This window comes from Geobacillus sp. FSL K6-3411 (genome assembly GCF_037965715.1).
Classification (GTDB): domain Bacteria; phylum Bacillota; class Bacilli; order Bacillales; family Anoxybacillaceae; genus Geobacillus; species Geobacillus thermodenitrificans.
Genome location: NZ_CP150187.1, coordinates 731407 through 746129, shown reverse-complemented (window position 1 = coordinate 746129; position 14723 = coordinate 731407). Strand labels below are relative to the sequence as shown.

Sequence of the window (14723 nt, the reverse complement as noted above, 5' to 3'; positions counted from 1 at the left end):
CTTAGGAGAGGATGGGAGTGCACGATGAGTTTATACGAGTATTTCGTCAAGCTACACCGCTATTTATCATGGCAAACCAAAAAAATACGGGTGCTTGAACGACGCCTTCGTATTCTCGAAGCCCAGCTTCAGGAAATCGAGGCCCAGCCGCGCACATCGATCGAACGGATTGAATATAAATTTGATCAACTCAAAATCGAGACGCTTGAAGGGACGCTAAACATCGGAATCACCCCTCCAGGAACCGGGGAAACAATTGAAGACTTTGCCGTTGACCCAGAAAAAACAGTGATTTCGAAGCCGGAACCCGTGCTGATGCGCCCCATTCAAGAAAAAGTGGCCTCCTACCTCAACAAGGAAGCACCGGAAACGCTAAAACAGCTTGAACGCCAATACGGCCGCAGCCTTGACGATACGTACCGGCAATTTATTTTGCAAGACATTGCCCGGCAAACGGACGAACGCATTCGTTTTTATTTGCAGGAGAAAGCGAACAATGGTTATGTTCCGCCAGGTGACCGCGATGAGACGGTCGAAAATGAAATTTTTCAAAAAGTGAAAGCTGACATCGAACAATCGCTTGATGCGTTTCTCAAACATTTGCCTTCTGGGGGGGGATAAACGTGAATTACACCGTCATCAACCGCGATGTGCACGTCAGCGATATCCATCTTGTGGCGGTCGCCAGCGCCTCACTGTTTTTAATCGGCGACGCCGATGTGATCAACTTATCATCTGCGTTTGACACACCGCCGGAATCGCTTATTATCGGTCCGTTCGTTCCGCTCGTGCAGGTTCGAGGGGAAGAATCGTGAAGCGAACGTCAGTTGTGCAAGCATTTCATTCGGAAACAGTAGTCATTAGCTCTGTATTGCAAATCGGCGATTCAGAACGGATTTCTGCCCGTACATGCGATTTAGCCGTTCAGCGGCAACACGAGTTGTTTTTCGGTTCAGAAGGAGAACAAACATTCCCCGTCTTTACAAAACCGATCCCACGCTGGTCTTTTCCGTCGCCGATCACTTCAAAGCAGACGCTCCATCAATCTCCGGTCATTTCAGCTCGGTCAGTCCGCGTGCTCGGGATTTCTTCTTCGTCTATCGTTCATATCGGGTCAACCTCCACCGTAGAGGCGGAGTCACGAATTAAACATATCCGCCATCTAGACGGTCCTGCGCCAACAAGAGGGAGGGATTCGTAATGCCTTCATTCGTTGGACCGATTAAAATCAATTCCGTCGAAGGCGGCGCCGTCGTCCAAATGGGTGATTGCCTGTATATTGCACCGAAAGTCGCTACAAAAGCACTAGGCGGATCCGGCGGCTTTAATACTGGTGACCTCATCATGACGAACAACGTCATTAGCTTTACGAACACGATTGACTCAGATGTGTTTGACCAAAACGTTACCGCTAACAACTGAACATGACCAAAAGCCAACAAACAGAGGGGGCAGACTGCCCCCTTTTTTACTTTACCAAAAACTCGTTCCGTTCATTGAATGAACGCTCTCTACATCGTTTCCAGCCGGACGCGCGTGCCGCGGCCCGATGGCTCCGCTGGCTCAACGATGAGCCTCCGCGGCAGACGCGTGCGAATTTCTTGGACATGGCTAATAACGCCGACCGCCAACTGCTGTGTATGCAACTTCTCCAAAGCGGAAATCACCATATCGAGCAGCTCGGCGTCAAGCGTACCAAAGCCCTCGTCCAAAAAGAAAAACCGGAGCGGATATTCGCCGCGCAGCTGAATTTGCGCCGACAACGCCAGCGCCAGTGACAATGAGGTCAAAAACGTTTCCCCACCGGAGAGCGTGGCCACTGGCCTTCTGACGCCGCCGTTGGCGTCATCGCGAATGAGAAATCCGCCTTGTGAATCAAGTTCAAGCGAGTAACGGTGCCTTGTCAACCGTTGCAACCGCTCAGCCGCTATGGCCGTCACTTGTTCGAGTTGCTCTTCCGCCATAAACTCGACAAAACTATTGCCACGAAGCAATGTCTGCAGTTGCTTGTACCGCTCGATTTGCCGGCTGAGCTGCGTTTGCTTTGCCTCGAGTTCAACAAAACGAGCATGTTTTTTTCTCAGCTCCGCCACTTTTCCTTGAACCGCCCCAAGTTGTTGCGTCATCGTTTCCATTTCCGCTTTTAGCTCGGCGTATACACGCTGCAACATCTCCCATTGTTCAGCGCTCACTGCCTCCTCGCCAAGGGCCGCCGAAAGTTGAGCCCGACGGTGCTCCGCCTGTTCAACTTGGCGCCAATAGCGGCGGATGGCTTCATCCCACTCGCTGCATTGTTCCTTCGTCGCTTTCGCCCGTTCAGCTTCTTCAGCATCGGCAAACGTAGTATCGGCAAGGACGAGGCGCCAACGGGCGAGCGCTTCTTCTTCACGACGTGCGCCTTCTTCGACCGCCTGCTTGGCCACTTTTGTCTCGCTTTCTAGCGTTTGATACACTTTTTGGACACGTTGCCATTCATCATACGCCTGCTGCTCATCGTTTTGCAGCCGGCGCCATTCCGATTCCGCTTCCCGAAGTTGCTGAGCCACCGGGTTAGGACCAGCTTTCTCGCGTCGCTGTCGTTCATACTCTTCCCATAGCTGCTGTTTGGTGCTAATGAGTGAGTCAAGGCGAACCCGCTCCGTCTCGATCCGACGTTGTTCTTCAGCCGCTTTCTCTTTTGCCCGCTGTTTTTCTTCTAAAAACGGCACACTATCCTCAAGCCGTTTTTGCACATCGCGCCACTTTTTCTCTTGTTCACGAAGCTGCTCGTATACGATGTCGATCGTCTCGAGCGAAAAAGAAGGGTAGGTCTGCCGCCAGTGCTGTTCAAGCCGCTGCCGTTCTTCTTCTAGACGCCGCCTCTCAGCTTGCAACGCTTCCATATCAGCTGCTGCCCATCGGCATGCGTTTTCCGCTTCACGCCTTGCTGCTTCCGCTTCGTTCCATTGTGCAAGCGCCCGATAAACGGATTCTTTTTGCTCAATGATATCCTGCTGAAGCGCTCGTACTTCAACGAAGACATCGCTCACTTCTTCTGTCGGGCGGCCCTCAGTAAAGACAGGAGGTACCCCATGACCAGCAGCAAGCCCCGCAAGCTGTTCGAGCTGCGCCTTTAATGAAAACAAAGTTTGTAAATCTTGCTCGCATTGTCGCCGCTCCTGCTCAAGATCAGGCAGTCGCCCCTGGCCGGTGGAATACGGCTTGGTGGACGGATGTGGGTGTTCGCGCGACCCGCACACCGGGCACGGCTCCCCGGGGCGGAGTCGTTCTGCCAGTACAGCCGCCAGTTCTGCCGTTCGCGCTTCCTCAATCCGCTCCCGCTCCGCCTCGATGTCCTGCTGCAACGCATACAGCCGTTTTTCGATGTCTTGCTGCCGCTCACAGACGGAATGATACGTTTTCTCCACAAGTCGAAACAGCTGATGAAGCCGAGCGCCGGCAACGGCCGCCTGACGTTCCCTCTTGATCCGTTCCTCTTCCGCTTGGCGCCAAACCTCTTCCTTTTGCCGAAGCTGTGCATCAACACGGGCGACGGCTGATGCCGCTTGCTCGATCTGCCGCTTCTCCCCATGCGCCCGCTCTACTTCGTCTTTTCTAGCTAGTGCCTCCGTATATCGTTGCAGCTCTTCTTTTAGCTCCTGCTGCCGCTTCATGCCGCGTTCATACCAAGCAGACGCCTCTTCGAACTGACGTTGCGCCGCTTTCTCCCGAACCGCCAAACGGTTGTGCTCCTCATCGAGAGCAGCAAGCTCGCGCTTGATTGTCTCCATTTGCCGCTCGAGTTGTTCCGCCTGGCGCAGCCGCTCTGTTTGCGCCAGCAACTCTGGTTCTCGCCTCGCTTTTTCCAGCCGTGCCTGCTCATAGCGGCGCACTGCTTCCTCGTGGCTAGCCTTGGCCGTCTCCAGCTTTCGCGCCAGCTCTTCGTACCGTTTGAGGGCCGCTATTTGTGAACGTCGCGCCTGTTCGTACTGTTCCCAGTATGGCCAAATGCGCTCAGCCTGCTCAGCGCGCTCTTTTTTTACTTCGAGCGCACGGATATCCGGCTCATGCCGACGCAGCTCAGCCAGCTCTCTTTCGATCGTTTCTTTTTCTTGCTGCCACACCCAAAGCTGTTTCGTCCGTTCAACATTTGCTTCGACTTCCTCAAGCTCTTTTTTTCGCTTCGCCAGCAGCGCTGCCAGCTCCCGCTCCTCTGTCTCCGCTTGCTCGAGTGCTGCTTTCGACGCGTCACCAAGCCCGGCCTTCTCCGCTTCGATTTTTTCCTCTTCTTGTTCAGCGGCGATAAGCCGATCTTTCAGCTTTTTGTTTAGTTGGTCCCCATACCGTTCAAGATGGAACAGGCGCTGCAGCATTTGCCGCCGCTCTGCCCCTTTAAGCGATAAAAATTCGGCAAATTTGCCTTGTGGCAAGACGACCGCCCGGGTGAAATCTTCCATCGTCAGACCAAGCAATTGTCCAATCGCTTTGTCCACATCGGACAGTTTGTCAGCGAGCACGACCGGCTCCGGTTGATGTTCGATCAACCGGCAGACGGCGCTTCGCGTCCGCCACTCGTCCACCTTTTTCAAGCTGCGCTCCACTGTATACCGTTTGGCTCCCGCCGCATTTTCGAGCTCAAACGTAAATGAGACGAACAATTCTTGTTCAGCATGATTGATGATCGCTTGAGTGCGGTTAGCGGCCCGCTCAACACTGCCGAACAGCGCTAGCGTAATGGCGTCTAAAATCGTTGATTTGCCGCTTCCGGTCGGACCGAAAATACCAAACACGCCACCATCGCACAGCACAGTGAAATCGATCGTCTGTTTTTCGCGGAAACTATGAAGCCCGGCAATCGTCAGTGAAATCGGCTTCACTCCTCTCCCCCCTCCTGCTCTTCTTCCGCCGCCAGCTCTAAAAAAAGGCGGACGAGCTCTTCATCCGGCGTCTGTCCCCCTGTTTGCCGTTTGTAAAAACGGCAGAACATCTCTTCAAGCGAGAGCGCCTCGCGGCTCACTTCAGCCTCTTCTTCCACCCGTTGGGGAAACACCGGACGGATATAAACAAAACCTGGATGAAGCTTGCGCAACCGGTAAATTTCTTCCATTGTTAACGGCTCAGTCACATGGAGCTCCAAATCAACCCAGCACGACTGGTCTTTTCCTTCCTCGCACCAACGGTACACTTGGGCGAGCCCTTCTGTCGCCTTCCAACGGACGAGCGGCTTGCCGGCGGCAAGCGGAATTTCCGTCACGCTAGCCGCCCCGCCCGGGTGCACATCAACGACCGTGACCGATTTGGCATGCCCAGCTTCGGAAAAGCTATAAGCGAGCGGTGAACCGGAATAGCGTGCTGCCGTCTCCGCCCGTTTGACGTCCTGCGGCCGGTGTAGATGACCGAGCGCCACATATTGGGCGGCTTTCGGCAAACTCGTCGCCGCCACTGTATAGGCGCCACCTACTTCAATCGGCCGCTCAGAATCGGACGTACGGCCGCCGGCGACATAAAGATGGCTCATCACTATATTGACCGTCTTTTCAGTGAATGAAGCGGCCATCATCTCTAACAGTGCACGGATGCGGTCATCATAACGGTCACGAAGCACCGCTTCCCGATGATCAGACGACAGCAGCTCAGCAAGGCGCGATTCGGACGGATAGGCCAACGGAGCAAGCATCATCGTCTCCCCGCATGAGGGGACATCAATTCGGCAAACGGAAGCTTCCGGACGGCCGAACAGAAAAATATGATAATCGGAAAGCAACGTCCGGGCGGCGCTGATGCGGTCCGGATGGTCATGATTTCCACTGATGACGGCGACTGGCCGCCGTCCCTTGTCGGACAGGCGGGCTAAACTTTCGTAAAACAATTGTTCCGCCGCCGCCGGCGGATTGACGGAATCAAATACATCACCGGCCATTAAAATGGCGTCAATTTGTTCTTTCTCGACAATTTCGATGAGCTCATCGATAAACGCCTCCTGCTCAGCCAACCGGCTTCGACCCTCGAGTGTTCGCCCGAGATGCCAGTCCGCCGTATGCAAAATGCGCATGTCTCTCCCCCTCCGCTTCACTCCACTGCAAGAAAATATTCACCGTCAAACGAATATAAGTAACATTCCGCCACCGGCACGCGCCAAATTTGTTCAATGGCCCGCCGGTAGAGGCGCATTTGTCCCCCGTAACGACCAAGCAAAAAGCGGGTCGCCTCCTCTTTTTGGCCGGCAAAACGGCCCGTCACCTCATCCGTCTTATAGTCGATCACCACATAACCGCGTTCATCGGCAAACACGCAATCGACCACCCCTTGCACGAGCAGGCGGCGGCCGCTCTCCATCCCTTCGCTGCCGTATAGCTCGTCAGCCGGAAGCCCTAAGCTGAACGGCACTTCTCGGTATACTTCGCGGGCGGCGCAAAGACGGCGGCCGATGTCCGTGGCGAAAAAGGCGACGATCGCGGCGGCATCGACCGTTTCCGCTTGCTCAGCCGACAGCAATTCTTTTTCCACAAGCCGAATGATTTGGCTGCGGATTGACGATTCGTCCATCGGTGCGTGCAAGTCGAGATGGCGCATGACCACATGAAGCGCAGTTCCTTTTTCGGCCGGTGTCAACGTTTTTTCCTGCATAAAACGCGGCCGGGAGAACAGCGGTGCCGTCCCTTTGCGCGGCAGCCATTCGTCCGCCTGTTCGCCAAATAACGCCTGCTGTTCTTTCAGTTCTGAGACTGACTGCTTAGCGCGCACGACCGTCTCCTTGCCGTAGCGATACCGCCACAATAAGCGCCGCCTTGCTTCCTCTTCCCATTCCCCTTGAGTTGGAACAGGGCGGCCTTGTTCGAGCGCAACAAGCGCGCCGCCATCCTCCCGATCGGTTGATACCTCAGCGTTGCGAAGTTTGGCCGCCGACACGATCTCAAAACGCCACACCGACGGATGGAAAGCAATTTCGTCCGGCCGATTCACCTCGACTAAAGAACGCCCGTCTCGATGGCGGATGAGCGCTCGACCGATCCAATCTAAGTACGAGCGGGCTGATGCACGCACATCGTCAGGAAGGAGCCAACCGCTTTCAGCAGCTACCCCTTTCCATTTTTCAATCTCCTTATCCGCATCGTTGACGGAAGCAAGCAAGTACAGCTTCTCTTTCGCCCTTGTGAGCGCGACGTACAAAATGCGCATTTCCTCGGCAAGCAGCTCAAGCCGCTTTTTCACTTGAATGGCCAACAGCGGCAGCGTCGGATAGCTGATGCGCAGCCGCGGATGGACAAACCGGGCGGCAAAACCGAGCTCTTTATCAAGCAAATACGGGGAATGCAAGTCGCGCGTATAAAACGGGCGGGCAAGTCCAACAAGAAAAACGATCGGAAATTCGAGTCCTTTGCTGCTATGGATCGTCATGACGCGCACGACATCTTCCTGATCGCCAAGCGGACGGGCCGCCCCCAAGTCATCGCCGCGCTCTTGCAGCCGTTCAATGAAGCGGAGAAAGCGGAACAGCCCTCGAAATGACGTCGATTCATATTGCCGGGCGCGATCATACAAGGCGCGCAAATTGGCTTGCCGCTGCTTTCCGCCCGGCAAAGCGCCAACAAAATCATAAAATTGTGTGTCTCGATACAGCTGCCAAATCAGATCCGCTAATGAACGGCGGCGCGCCATCGTACGCCATTCTTCCAACTTGTTGAGAAAGGAAATCGCTTTTTCCTTAGCGTTCTCTTCCTCACCCGTTTCTGCTGTTTTTTGACAAAACGCTTGCAACGCCTCGAAAAACGTGCCTTTTGGGTCGCTGAGGCGGATCATAGCAAGCTCATTTTCATCAAACCGGAATAGTGGTGAGCGAAGCACAGCCGCTAGCGGAATATCTTGATACGGGTTGTCGATCACTTTCAACAGCGACAACATAACCGAAATTTCCGTCGCCTGAAAATAACCAGATGATAAATCAGCGGCGGCCGGAATGCCCTGCGCCTGCAGCTGTTCAATCATTTGCGGCGCATTTGTCATCGAACGGACGAGCACAACGATATCGCGATACATGGCGCGCCGCTGTTGTCCACTTGAGCGGTCATACACATAAAACGGGCGGGAAACGATCTCTTTAATTTTTTCCGCCATCAAACGCGACTCAAGCTCGGCCGCCTCAAGTTCGGCTGTTTCCTCTTCGTCCTCTTCCGACGTACGCTGCCGATCGATGATCATCACTTCCGGAACGGCATCCGTTCCCTCCGGATAATCGGCGCCGTACTTGAGCTGCGCCGCCTCATCGTAAACCATTTCCCCGACCGCTTCCCCCATGATTTGTGCAAATAAAAAATTCGTTCCATCAAGCACCTCAGCACGGCTACGGAAGTTGCTCGCCAAGTCGATTTTCATTCCTCCTGCTTCTCCATCAGCGGTAAACCGTTTGTACTTATCAAGAAACAGCATCGGCTCAGCGAGGCGGAATCGGTAAATCGACTGCTTGACATCGCCAACCATAAACAAGTTGCCCGTTCGCTCGCTTCCTTTTTTGACGAGCTGCAAAATCGTTTCTTGGACAAGGTTCGTATCTTGATATTCATCAACGAGTACTTCATCAAACTGTGCCTGGTATTCCAAAGCCGCGGATGACGGCTGCCATTCGCCAGTTTCCGGATCGTACTGCCGCAAAATGCGCAAACAGTAATGCTCTAAGTCGGAAAAATCGACGATCCCTTTCTCCCGTTTCGCTGCTTCAAACATGGCGGAAAAACGGCGGACAAGAGCGGCGATCGTTTCGACGACCGGCTTCATCTCACGCATGTGGCGAAGCCAGGCGGATGGATGGAGCGAAAACACGTTGTCGCGCAGTGCTTCGATTTTCTTCTTCGCCTGATCACGCAACGATTTCGCTTCATCGATGAGTTCTGCGTCAAATCCGTCGCCGCGGCAAGGAGGAAGACGACCAAACGACAGCGATTGCAACGCATGATATAGCTCATCCCACGACCCGGACAGCCGTCTTTCCAAATCAGCGATTAAGTCCATATCTTCGCGCAGCCGCTTCTCGTACGGCTTTGGCCCGCTTTCTTTCTCGGCAAGCGCCAAAGCCAAGCCGATAAACCGCTTAGCCGCCGCCAACTCCATCGCTGCGTGTTGGGCGATATAGCGTGCCGGTGGCAGCGTCTCGACATTCGTTTGTTCATCGACATCATACATCGATACTAAATCGGCCAACCATTCGTCCGGTGCCGGATGGGAACGGGAGAATTCGTAAAGCGCCAAAATCATCTCCTGCAGCTCCGCGTCACTGCGGTCACCGGTATAGGCATCGACAACAGCGAAAAAGCGCTCATTGTCCGCCTTCCCGTATTCCTCCTCAAGCAGTTCCTCAAGGACATCTTCTTTCAACAGCTCGATTTCCGTCTCATCGGCAATGCGGAACGACGGGTCCAAATCGAGCAAATAATAATACTTGCGGATCACATCCAAACAAAACGAATGGAGCGTCGAAATCGAAGCGCGGTTGAGCAAACTGAGTTGACGCCGCAAATGGAGCGAATGCGGCCGATTGGCAAGCTCCCGTTCAAGCGCTTCGCCAATCCTCGCTTTCATTTCGGCCGCTGCCGCATTCGTAAACGTGACGACGAGCAGGCGATCGATATCGACCGCCCCTTCTTCCGCCGTCACCTTTTGAATAATTCGCTCGACGAGAACAGCCGTTTTTCCCGATCCGGCCGCCGCAGCGACGAGAATATCCCGGCCGCCGGCTGCAATCGCCTTCCATTGTTCATCCGTCCACCGACTTCCAGCGGGCTTCGGGCGAAACGTGGCGTTCATGACTCTTCCTCCCTTTTCCCTAATGTTTCGATCACCGCATCCTTCGTCTGTGGCGTGAGTTTCCGATATCCATTGCCGGACAGTGCCTCATCAAATTGGCATACCGGTTTAAAGGCGCAAAACTCGCACGCCGTTTTGTTTTTCAGCTTGTACGGGGCGATCGAGACGACCCCGTCGGCAATTTGCCCACCAATATCCACAAACAAGCGGCGGACGTGTTGGCGCAACGCGGCAAAATCAGAGGCGCTCGCCACTGAAGAACGCGAGTGGATCGCTCCGGTTCTCGTCAGCTGGGCAGGCACAATGAGCGACCATTGCCCGTTTTCTGTTTGGCTGTCCATCAGCCGAATTGTCTCGGCATCGGCGAGCAACAGCCCGCGCATCCGGAACGGCTCAAGCAACTTTCTCGCCACTTCCATTTCATTGTCAAGCCATTGCTTGGCTTGAATAATCGGATTGTGGATATGGAAATAAAGAACCCCTGCCGGCAACGCTGGCTCTCCAACAAGCTGTTCAGCGTACGTCAGCACAATATCCAAATACGTGAACATTTGCAGCGCTAAGCCGTAATATACTTCCGTCAAATCGAGCGTTTTGGCGCTCGATTTGTAATCGATGATACGAAGGAGCACGCCCTGGCTGCTTTCCGCCTTATCAACGCGGTCGATTCGTCCGACGAGCTCCATCACTGTTCCGTCGCGAAGCTGGAAACGAAGCGGGGGCAAGTCGCCGCCCGGTCCGAACGACAACTCGAACCCGACCGGAGCAAAGCCGCTTGCCCGCGCATGTTCACTCAATACGTGCGTCGTGCGGGCAACAACATTTTTTAATTTTCGTTTCATATATTCATAGCGGTTAGAACTTGATAACACTTGTTGCTGGATGAGCGGGGCAATCCGCTCGACTGCTTCGGCCGACAGCCGCTCGCATTCTGATCTTGATAGCTGTTTCCAATCAAGGTGCTGTTCACGCACTCGGTCAGCAATTTGCTTAATGGCAGCATGGAACAATTGTCCAACATCCGGCGCCTCAAGGCGAAAGACGTTCCGCTCTTTCAGGCGCAGCCCATGCGAGGCGAAATGGGCATACGGACATTTTTGAAACTGCTCCATGCGCGAGACGCTCGCCTGAATTTTTTTTCCGTACAGCCGTCGGCTCCATTCTCTTTTGAGCACCGCCTGATTCGTATAAAACAGCCCTGACACAGCCTGCTCTACTCGCGCCCTCCACTCCGGATGACTGATTAACACGTTATATACATCCCACCAAAGCGGATCGATACCATAATTTCGCTTCCACGCCCGCAGCTGGCTGATGAGGTACGTCTGTGTCGCCCGCGGCACGGTGACAAACGTCTCCGGCTTCTCTTCGGGAGCATCGAACGGATCATTGCCGCATAAATGAACAGATACACGCGGAAACAATTGAACTAACTGCTTAATGAGCGGGGACGGCATGAGCGCTTTCCCCTCACCATCAGCAAGCGGATACGTAACGTATAGCCGTCGGCTCGGGCAGGCAAGAGCCAAGTAAACAAAAAATGGGTCGTAAAATAGCTGTTCCCGCCCTCCTGGTGCAAGCGCCACCCCGAGTTCGCGCAATTGCTCTCGCTCGACCTCGGCCACTAATCCCTCATCTTTCACTTTGGCTGGGATGACGCCGTCATTGACGCCGATGATAAATGCATACTTGACATCAATCAGGCGCGAACGGTCGAGCTGAGCGACGATCACCTGATCGATCGCTGGCGGAACGAGAGCGAATTCGAGCCGGTCGAGCCCAGCTTCGATAATTTTGGCAAACTCGGCAAGCGGCAACGGTTCCGCTCCGAGCATTTCGACATATTGGTCGAGCAAATCAACAACCGCATTCCACGCTTGTTCGTGTTGGCGCGCTTCGACGAGGCGTCCATCCGCTTCCGCCTGAGCGCTCATTTGCTCTAGTTTTTTTGGAATTTGCAACTCTTCTAAAAAGAGATATAAAGCCGTGCAAAGACCGCGCCCATCGGCAGCTCTCCGCAGACGGCGCTCAAGCCGACGAAGCGGCGCGGCCAACGCCTCACGCCATTCGTTGAGCTTGTCTTCAAACTGCCGCTCTTCATCCGTCTGCGGCACATTCAGCCCGTCAAGCGCCTGGTAGCGGCGATATGTCCAACGTTCGTCGCTCGTCCACTTTTCGCCTTTCACCCCATGGGCAAGTACGTAGTTTTCGAGCTTATCAGCCGCCTCACGCCACATGGCCAAATCGCCGTCAACCGGAAAGAGCAAATCCGTTTTTACAGCGCGAAAAACCGCCTCATAGCGCCAACGCGTCACCACCGTCTCCAAAGCCGCACGCACAAGTTCAATGAGCGGATGATAATGCATCGGCTCCTTTTCATCCATAAAATAGGGGATGTCAAAGTCAAAAAACACTGTTTTCACAAGGTCACGATATGCCTCCGTCTGGCGGATGATGAGCGCAATGTCGCGGTAGCGTGCCCCTTCGTCACGAACGAGACGGATGATTTCCCGGGCGACCGCCTCAATTTCTGCGCGGCGGTTGGCCGCCTCGTAAAGGCAGATCGCGTCGGTCTCCGCTTCGTACGGAAGCAGCGGGCGGCGATGAAACTGCTCTTCAAGATGGGCAAGCGCCTTGTCTTGGTGGCGACGGTTTACGGAAAGCACGACCGGCGATTCAATCATAATATCGTTGGCCAAAGCGAGCTCACGCAACTGACGGTATGTCTGTGCGGGCAAGTAAAAGAGATCGAGCTCGTCCGGCATCCCGACATCGTACGGGCGATCGGCCGTCAAGCAAACGGTGACGCGCCGACAGCGGTGAAGAAGCTGTTCTATGACCATATATTCTTGAGGGGAAAAATGATGAAAGCCGTCGATATAAATGTCAGCACCATGCAAATAGCTGGAGCGGGGGATGTGCTCAACAAGCAAGCGCAAATAATCTTCCGAATCAAGATAATGGCCAAGAAGGCTTCGTTCCAATTCTTCATAAACGAGTGCCACATCGCTTAACTTATCCGCTAGCAGTCGACGGCCTGGTTGGCCTGATCCACTTTCAAGCACTCCGGCATGGCGGCGGAGTTCATCCGGCGTCAAGCAATACCGCTTGCACTCTGCGATCATCTCATGCAGCTGTTCGACAAAACCACTTTTGTCTGCCGCGCGTCCAAACAGCTTCAGCTCTTGTTTGCGCTGTTCAATAATTTTGCGAATCATCATTTGCACGCCAACGTCGTGAACATGGTAACGGTTCATGCCGCCTGTTTCTTGCAGCACGCGCCAAGCGAGGCGGGGAAAACTGAACACTTGGGCGCGGATCATCCCTTCCGTTCCCTCCGTATGTATTAACGCGTATTCGCATTGAAACGTCATTTGTTCCGGGACAAGATAGACGATTGTCCTTCCCTTTGGATCTTCTTGTAACTGGCGGCGAATTTCTTCAAGGCAGGCAGTCGTTTTTCCGCTTCCTGACCGGCCAAGCAAAAACCGCAGCGACATAGCAATCACCACCATTCATTTCCTTTATCCTTCATTTTAGCACACATGTTCGTATTTGACGAGCTGTATCAGCTCTATTCATCTACTACAGCAACGAAACATCAAAACATCGTTACCCCAAGCAATCCCATAAAAAGATTTCAAAGCAACGCCGCCCGAAGCTCACGTTTCCAATCATGGGCTTCGGACGGCAAATTTCGGCAAAGAAATAAAGTTTTTCTCTAGCTGGCGCTCCGACAACCGAGTTTTGCAAGTCGCTGTCCTAAAAACGGAAAGCAAACTGTTCAAACGGCCAATAACGAAGATCGACCTTGCCGACGACCTGATCGATTTTGACAAAACCGAAATGGCGGCTGTCCCAACTGCCAAGCCGATTATCGCCAAGCACGAAAATGCAACCGGCCGGCACTCGTCTTTCTCCGGTCACCTCTTCAAGGGTAAAATCGCCCGTCAGCTTGCCGCTAATCAATTTTTTCTTATACGGTCGTAAATATGGTTCGTCAACTTTTTTTCCATTGACATACAATATATCGTTTTTATATTCAATCCGGTCCCCCGGCAGCCCAATAACCCGCTTTACATAATCCTCCTTTTGGTTGGCATGAAAAACGACAATGTCAAATCGGCGGATCGATCCGATTTCGTAGGACAGTTTATTGACAATCAGCAAATTGCCGCTTTGCAGCGTCGGCATCATCGATTTTCCCTCTACCATGTAGCTGCTGAAAACAAAAAAACGGAGCGCCACGATGAAGCAAACGACGGTCAGCCATGGCCAATGATATCTCCGTTTTTCCTTTTTCTTTTCTTTCGTCATTCCCCACCCCCCTCGCCATGTTGTTTTTCTGTCAGCGAAAATCTTGCTTCTACCCGTTTTCCTGCATACCAAAGCAACAAAACAACCAAAGCAATTCCAGCCGTGCGCAATGGCTGACGAACAAGCGCCACGATGTCATAACCGATAAAACTAATCATAAAAATCATGACCATCTTTCCAAGCAATACCGCAAGCACAAACTGTTGGCGGCTGATGCCCGACAGCCCAGCGACAATATTAATGAGCGCTGACGGAGTGAAAGGAAAACAATAAAGCAAAAACAGTGGGCCAAATCCGTGTCGTTCGATCCAGTGCATGAACCGACGCACTTTTTGATGGCGGCGGACAAAATGAAAGAAACGCTGCCGGCCGATTCTCCGCGTTAACCAAAACACGATGAGCGATCCAAGCGAAGCACCGAGCCAAGAAATGAAAAATCCTTTCCACAATCCAAACGCAGCGGCGTTCGCCATGACAAAAACGACCATCGGCAAAATCGGAAAAAACGACTCGAGCAGCGTCGCGGCAATGCCGGGAAACACGCCAAATGAGCGGTAATGTTCGAGCAAGGAAAGCACGTAATCGAGCGTGAACCATTGTTCGAATGTTTCCATATTCATGCATCTTTC

General features: G+C 53.5%; 10 protein-coding genes. 4 read left to right on the top strand and 6 right to left on the bottom strand.

Annotated elements, in window-relative coordinates:
* The first annotated feature begins 24 nt into the window (after positions 1-24).
* Genes NSQ22_RS03795 through NSQ22_RS03780 form a run of 4 tightly spaced genes read left to right on the top strand, consistent with a single transcriptional unit; the run spans position 25 to position 1422 of the window.
* On the top strand, positions 25-621 hold the full coding sequence (locus NSQ22_RS03795) for a spore germination protein GerPC (protein WP_011886889.1): 597 nt from the start codon (positions 25-27) through the stop codon (positions 619-621).
* Positions 622-623: 2 nt separating this feature from the next.
* Positions 624-815: a hypothetical protein gene (locus NSQ22_RS03790; RefSeq protein ID WP_008879084.1), complete on the top strand. Its 192-nt coding sequence runs from the start codon at positions 624-626 to the stop codon at positions 813-815.
* Entirely contained in the window at positions 812-1201 is a 390-nt protein-coding gene (locus NSQ22_RS03785; RefSeq protein WP_008879085.1) for a spore germination protein GerPE, read from the top strand. Before NSQ22_RS03790 ends, NSQ22_RS03785 begins: the two co-directional genes overlap by 4 nt.
* A complete protein-coding gene (locus NSQ22_RS03780) occupies positions 1201-1422 on the top strand; it encodes a spore germination protein (RefSeq protein WP_008879086.1) in 222 nt (73 codons plus the stop codon). Before NSQ22_RS03785 ends, NSQ22_RS03780 begins: the two co-directional genes overlap by 1 nt.
* Positions 1423-1511: 89 nt before the next feature.
* On the opposite strand, the gene NSQ22_RS03775 is transcribed toward NSQ22_RS03780, so the two are convergent.
* The 6 genes from NSQ22_RS03775 to NSQ22_RS03750 all read right to left on the bottom strand — a co-directional run bounded on the left by NSQ22_RS03775 (position 1512) and on the right by NSQ22_RS03750 (position 14714).
* Positions 1512-4856: an SMC family ATPase gene (locus NSQ22_RS03775; RefSeq protein WP_339264191.1), complete on the bottom strand. Its 3345-nt coding sequence runs from the start codon at positions 4854-4856 to the stop codon at positions 1512-1514.
* Positions 4853-6031: an exonuclease SbcCD subunit D gene (locus NSQ22_RS03770; RefSeq protein WP_011886887.1), complete on the bottom strand. Its 1179-nt coding sequence runs from the start codon at positions 6029-6031 to the stop codon at positions 4853-4855. Before NSQ22_RS03770 ends, NSQ22_RS03775 begins: the two co-directional genes overlap by 4 nt.
* A gap of 17 nt (positions 6032-6048) precedes the next feature.
* A complete protein-coding gene (gene addA / locus NSQ22_RS03765) occupies positions 6049-9777 on the bottom strand; it encodes a helicase-exonuclease AddAB subunit AddA (protein WP_339264189.1) in 3729 nt (1242 codons plus the stop codon).
* On the bottom strand, positions 9774-13277 hold the full coding sequence (gene addB / locus NSQ22_RS03760; protein WP_301336406.1) for a helicase-exonuclease AddAB subunit AddB: 3504 nt from the start codon (positions 13275-13277) through the stop codon (positions 9774-9776). The genes addA and addB overlap by 4 nt, the downstream gene beginning before the upstream one ends.
* Before the next feature lie 262 nt (positions 13278-13539).
* On the bottom strand, positions 13540-14094 hold the full coding sequence (lepB, locus tag NSQ22_RS03755) for a signal peptidase I (protein ID WP_011886885.1): 555 nt from the start codon (positions 14092-14094) through the stop codon (positions 13540-13542).
* Positions 14091-14714 carry a TVP38/TMEM64 family protein gene (locus tag NSQ22_RS03750; protein ID WP_011886884.1) on the bottom strand — a complete coding sequence of 208 codons (624 nt, stop codon included), beginning with the start codon at positions 14712-14714 and terminating at the stop codon, positions 14091-14093. Before NSQ22_RS03750 ends, lepB begins: the two co-directional genes overlap by 4 nt.
* Positions 14715-14723: the final 9 nt, after the last annotated feature.

What these genes read in the sequence shown, in the direction of transcription:
- NSQ22_RS03750 (WP_011886884.1), bottom strand. Translation starts at nt 14,714, where the DNA reads ATGAATATGGAAACATTCGAACAATGGTTCACGCTCGATTACGTGCTT.
- NSQ22_RS03780 (WP_008879086.1), top strand. Translation starts at nt 1,201, where the DNA reads ATGCCTTCATTCGTTGGACCGATTAAAATCAATTCCGTCGAAGGCGGC.
- NSQ22_RS03795 (WP_011886889.1), top strand. Translation starts at nt 25, where the DNA reads ATGAGTTTATACGAGTATTTCGTCAAGCTACACCGCTATTTATCATGG.
- addB (WP_301336406.1), bottom strand. Translation starts at nt 13,277, where the DNA reads ATGTCGCTGCGGTTTTTGCTTGGCCGGTCAGGAAGCGGAAAAACGACT.
- lepB (WP_011886885.1), bottom strand. Translation starts at nt 14,094, where the DNA reads ATGACGAAAGAAAAGAAAAAGGAAAAACGGAGATATCATTGGCCATGG.
- addA (WP_339264189.1), bottom strand. Translation starts at nt 9,777, where the DNA reads ATGAACGCCACGTTTCGCCCGAAGCCCGCTGGAAGTCGGTGGACGGAT.
- NSQ22_RS03770 (WP_011886887.1), bottom strand. Translation starts at nt 6,031, where the DNA reads ATGCGCATTTTGCATACGGCGGACTGGCATCTCGGGCGAACACTCGAG.